We start from the raw sequence: 4,437 nt of genomic DNA, 5'->3' as shown, positions 1-4,437 counted from the left end.
CCCCGCTGATGTTCGAGAACGAGCTGATCGACCGGGCCCGCTCGAAGCCCCGCCACCTGGTGCTGCCGGAGGGCACCGACGAGCGGATCCTGCGCGCGGCGGAGATCCTGCTACGCCGCGGAGTGGCCGAGCTGACGCTGCTCGGCAGGCCGGACGACATCGCCCGGCGCACCCGCGAGCTGGGCATCGACCTGGGCGACGCGCTCCTGGTCGACCCGGTCACCAGCGGGTGGCGCGACGACTTCGCCGCCGAGTACGCCCGGCTGCGCGCCCACCGGGGCGTCACCGCCGAGTTGGCGCACGACATCGTGGCGCAGCCCAACTACTTCGGCACCCTGATGGTGGCGACCGGCCGAGCCGACGGCATGGTCTCCGGCGCGACGCACACCACCGCCGCGACCATCCGGCCCGCGTTCGAGATCATCCGTACGCTGCCGGACGTCTCGGTGGCCTCCAGCGTCTTCTTCATGCTGCTCGCCGACCGGGTGCTGGTCTACGGCGACTGCGCCGTCAACCGCGACCCCGACGCCGCCCAGCTCGCCGACATCGCGATCTCGTCGGCCGACACCGCAGCCCGGTTCGGCATCGAACCCCGGGTGGCGATGCTGTCGTACTCCACGGGCAGCTCCGGTGCCGGCGCGGACGTGGAGAAGGTCGCCGCGGCCACCGCGCTGGTCCGGGAACGCCGGCCCGACCTGCTGGTCGAGGGGCCCATCCAGTACGACGCGGCGATCGACCCGGCGGTGGCGGCGACGAAGCTGCCGGGCAGCCCGGTCGCCGGCCACGCCACGGTCTTCATCTTCCCGGACCTGAACACCGGCAACAACACGTACAAGGCGGTGCAACGCTCCGCCGGGGCGGTCGCCGTCGGCCCGGTCATGCAGGGCCTACGCCGACCGGTGAACGACCTGTCCCGGGGCGCGTTGGTGACGGACATCGTCAACACGGTGGCGATCACCGCCATCCAGGCGGCCACCGAGGAGGCGTCGTGAGTCAGGTGCTGGTGCTCAACTGCGGGTCGTCGTCGGTGAAGTGGCGCCGCTACGACGGTGAGCGGGCGCTGGACCACGGCACCGTCGAACGCATCGGTGAGCCCGGTGGCGGCCCGACTGACCACACCGAGGCGGTCCAGCAGATCCTGGACGGGCTGGACCTGACCGGGTTGGCGGCGGTCGGGCACCGGGTGGTGCACGGCGGCCGGAAGTTCAGCGCGCCGGTGCTCGTCGACGACGCGGTGCTGGCCGCGATCCGCGAGCTGATCCCGCTCGCCCCACTGCACAACCCGGTCAACCTGGCGGGCATCGAGGTGGCCCGCTCGGCACTGCCGGACGTGCCGCAGGTCGCCGTCTTCGACACCGCGTTCCACCACACCCTGCCCGAGGCCGTCGCGACATACGCGATCGACCGGGACACCGCCGAGCGGTACGGCATCCGCCGGTACGGCTTCCACGGCACCTCACACGCGTACGTGTCCCGCCGCACCGCCGAACTGCTGGGCCGGCCGTACGAGCAGGTCAACACGATCACCCTGCACCTGGGCAACGGGGCCAGCGCGTGCGCGGTCGAGAACGGTCGCAGCGTCGCCACCTCGATGGGCATGTCCCCCCTCGAAGGGCTGGTGATGGGCACCCGCAGCGGCGACATCGACCCCACCGTGATCTTCCACCTGCGTCGGGAGGGTGGGCTGTCGGTGGACGACATCGACGACCTGCTCAACCACCGCAGCGGCCTGCTCGGGCTGACCGGCGTCAACGACATGCGCGAGGTCCTCGAGCGTCGGGCTGCCGGTGACCAGGCGGCGACGCTGGCCTTCGAGGTGTACTGCCGGCGCATCACCGGCTACGTCGGGGCGTACTACGCGCTGCTCGGCCGGGTCGACGCGATCACCTTCACCGCCGGGGTCGGCGAGCACGCCGCGCCGGTGCGGGCCGCCGCGCTGGCCGGCCTGGGTCGGCTCGGCATCAGCGTGGACGACGCCCGCAACGACGGTGACGGCGACCGGGTGATCTCACCGGACGGCGCCGAGGTGAGCGTCTGCGTCATCCGCACCGACGAGGAGCGGGAGATCGCACGACAGACCCGGGACCTGATCGAGGCGGCCTGACGGCTCGGTCAGTCGCCCGCGCGACCGGGCCACCAGCTCAGCCGCCCGCCCGACCAGGCCACGGATCACCGGGCCGCCAGCCAGGCGACCAGCTCAGCCGGTCGCCGGCCAGGCGACGAACTCAGCCGGTCGCCAGCCAGGCGGCGAGTGCCACCAGCACCACGACGACCACCGCCGCGCCGATGATGAGCGGCAGGCGGGACGGGGCCTCCGCCGGTGCCGCGGCCTCCGGCGTCTGGGTGAAGGCACGGAACGCCTCGGTGTTGCCGCTGGGGTCTGTGTAGTTCTCAGGCATGTCGGTGACCCTAGCGAAGCTGGTCACGCGGCACCGTCCCCGGTCCACGGCGTCGCGGGGGTGGACCCGGCCGGTGGAGGTGACCCGACCGGGTGGCCGGTGCAGCCGAACCGGACGGCGGGGCTGTTACGCCCTCCCGGGCACCTACCGTGAAACGATGGGGGCGGGCCGGCTGCTGGCCGTACTGGTGACAGCGTTGCTGGCCGGCTGCGCGCCGGCCACGGCAGTGGCCGGCGGGGCCACCGACCCGGTGCCGGCGCGTCGAGCGCCCGAGGGGTCGTACGCCGTCGGCGTGCGTACGCTCACCCTCGATCCGCGTTCGGCGCGCCCGCTGCCGGTGACGATCTGGTACCCGACGTCGACCGGTCAGGTGGCGGCCGGACGGTTCCCGGTGGTGATCTACAGCCACGGCCTGGGCAGCCGACCCGAGTTGCACGCCGGCCTGACCACCCGCTGGGCGGCGGCCGGTTTCGTGGTGGCCGCACCCGCGTACCCGCACACCCGGCAGGGTGCCGCGCACTTCACCCGGGCCGACGTACGCCACCAGCCGGCCGACGCCTGGCGGCTGATCCGGCACCTCGGGCGGCTCGACCGCAACCGCGCCGATCCGCTCGCCGGGCACCTCGACCTGACCTCGATCGCCGCCGCCGGGCACTCGGCGGGCGGCTTCACCACCTCCGGCATGTTCAGCGAGGGCCACCAGACCCGCTTACGCGCCGGGATCGTGATCGCCGGCGGCGGGTTGCCGGGCAGCTTCGCCGGGCCAGCCGCGCCGGTGCTCTTCGTGCTCGGCACGGCTGACCCGGTGGTGCCGGGGACTGTCGGCCGGGCCGCGTACGCGCGCACCCCCGGGCCGGCCGCGTTCCTCAGCCTGCTCGACCAGGACCACGGGGCGTACCTCACGCCGGGCCACCCGGGCTTCGCCCCGGTCCTCGCCACCACCACCGACTTCCTGCGCTGGACCCTCTACGGCGATCAGGTTGCCGCCGCCCGCCTCCGCACCGACGCCCACTCCCCCAACCTGACCCGTTACGAGTCCCGCCCGGCCCACTGACCCCTGCCGCTGTCGGTACGGTCGTGCGGTGGACGAGCTTGCGCGCCGGCAGTTGGCGAGCATCGCCGAGGTCATCACGGTGACCGGGGCCTGTGGCATCCCGGTGTGGCTGCGCGGCGGCTGGGCGATGGACTTCCAGCTCGGCACTGTGACCCGCCCGCACGTCGACGTCGACTGGTACTGCTGGCGCGACGACGCGGACCGGCTGGCCGACCTGCTGCTGGCCCGGGGCTGGCTTCCCGACCCGCGGATGCCCGCCCGGTTGCAGCTCGACCTGTTCGCCGCCGACGTGGAGGTCAGCTTCGCGTACCTGGGTCGGGATGCCGCCGGCCGACCGACGGTGGGTGCCGGGTCCTGGGCCGGCACCCCACTGCCGGCCGGGATGCTGGCCGCCCCACCCGGCCGGATCGGCCCGCTCACCGTGCCGACCATCTCGGTGGCCGCCCAGATCGAGTTCAAGCAGATGTACCCAGTCTGGATGCCGGAACGTCAGCGCCGCCCGAAGGACGCCGACGACCTGGCCCGGCTGCGCGATCTCGCCCCCGCCCCGCGGCGCGCCCCCTGAGCTGTGGGTGAGCGGGCGGGCACACAGTGCCAAAGTGCGCCGGGCAGGTCTGCGGGGCGAGGCACAATCGGACTCATGTCGCGTCGTGTCACCCCCGCCCTGCTGGCCAGCGCCCTGCTCCTGGCCGGTCTGGTCGGCTGCTCGGCGGACGCCAGGAAGGCCGAGAGCCAGCAGGCGCCCGTCGAACCACCGCCCGCCGCCACCCCGACACCGCAGGTACCCGCCGGGAAAGCCCCGCAGCGCGCCTTCGCTGTCGGCGTACGCCAGCTGAAGCTGAACAGGGACGGCCGCGCGCTGCCGACGACGCTCTGGTACCCGGCGGCCGGGCAGTCCGGCGGCGCGGCCAAGCGGTCGGCGACGGCGGCGGAGGGCCGGTTCCCGGTGGTGATGTTCAGTCACGGCCTGGGTGGGCGGCCGGA

The 4,437-nt window shown here is 73.7% G+C and carries 5 protein-coding genes and 1 pseudogene; 5 read left to right on the top strand and 1 reads right to left on the bottom strand.

What is annotated here, in order from left to right; translation table 11 throughout:
• The coding region (gene pta / locus KBX53_RS23660; RefSeq protein WP_210861711.1) for a phosphate acetyltransferase at positions 1–992 on the top strand (992 nt) is incomplete at its 5' end.
• The gene (locus KBX53_RS23655) at positions 989–2,104 is read left to right on the top strand and encodes an acetate/propionate family kinase (RefSeq protein ID WP_030336697.1); all 1,116 of its coding nucleotides are present in this window, start codon (positions 989–991) and stop codon (positions 2,102–2,104) included. The genes pta and KBX53_RS23655, both read left to right, overlap by 4 nt.
• A gap of 121 nt (positions 2,105–2,225) precedes the next feature.
• Here the strand turns inward: KBX53_RS23655 and KBX53_RS23650 are convergent, their stop codons facing one another.
• Complete coding sequence (locus KBX53_RS23650) at positions 2,226–2,399, bottom strand: hypothetical protein (RefSeq protein ID WP_210861708.1); 174 nt, start codon at positions 2,397–2,399, stop codon at positions 2,226–2,228.
• A gap of 157 nt (positions 2,400–2,556) precedes the next feature.
• On the opposite strand from KBX53_RS23650, the gene KBX53_RS23645 reads away from it, so the two are divergent.
• From KBX53_RS23645 to KBX53_RS23635, 3 genes and pseudogenes are all read left to right on the top strand, one after another.
• Complete coding sequence (locus KBX53_RS23645; protein WP_210861707.1) at positions 2,557–3,453, top strand: alpha/beta hydrolase; 897 nt, start codon at positions 2,557–2,559, stop codon at positions 3,451–3,453.
• Between the two features lie 28 nt (positions 3,454–3,481).
• Positions 3,482–4,018: a nucleotidyltransferase domain-containing protein gene (locus KBX53_RS23640; RefSeq protein ID WP_210861704.1), complete on the top strand. Its 537-nt coding sequence runs from the start codon at positions 3,482–3,484 to the stop codon at positions 4,016–4,018.
• A 75-nt stretch (positions 4,019–4,093) separates the two neighbouring features.
• Positions 4,094–4,437, top strand: a pseudogene (locus KBX53_RS23635) (chlorophyllase); the annotation flags it as partial.

It is taken from the genome of Micromonospora sp. M51, assembly GCF_018070305.1.
Taxonomy (GTDB): domain Bacteria; phylum Actinomycetota; class Actinomycetes; order Mycobacteriales; family Micromonosporaceae; genus Micromonospora; species Micromonospora parva.
Note: the sequence above shows the minus strand (reverse complement) of the source record. Positions and strands in the feature narration are given on the sequence as shown.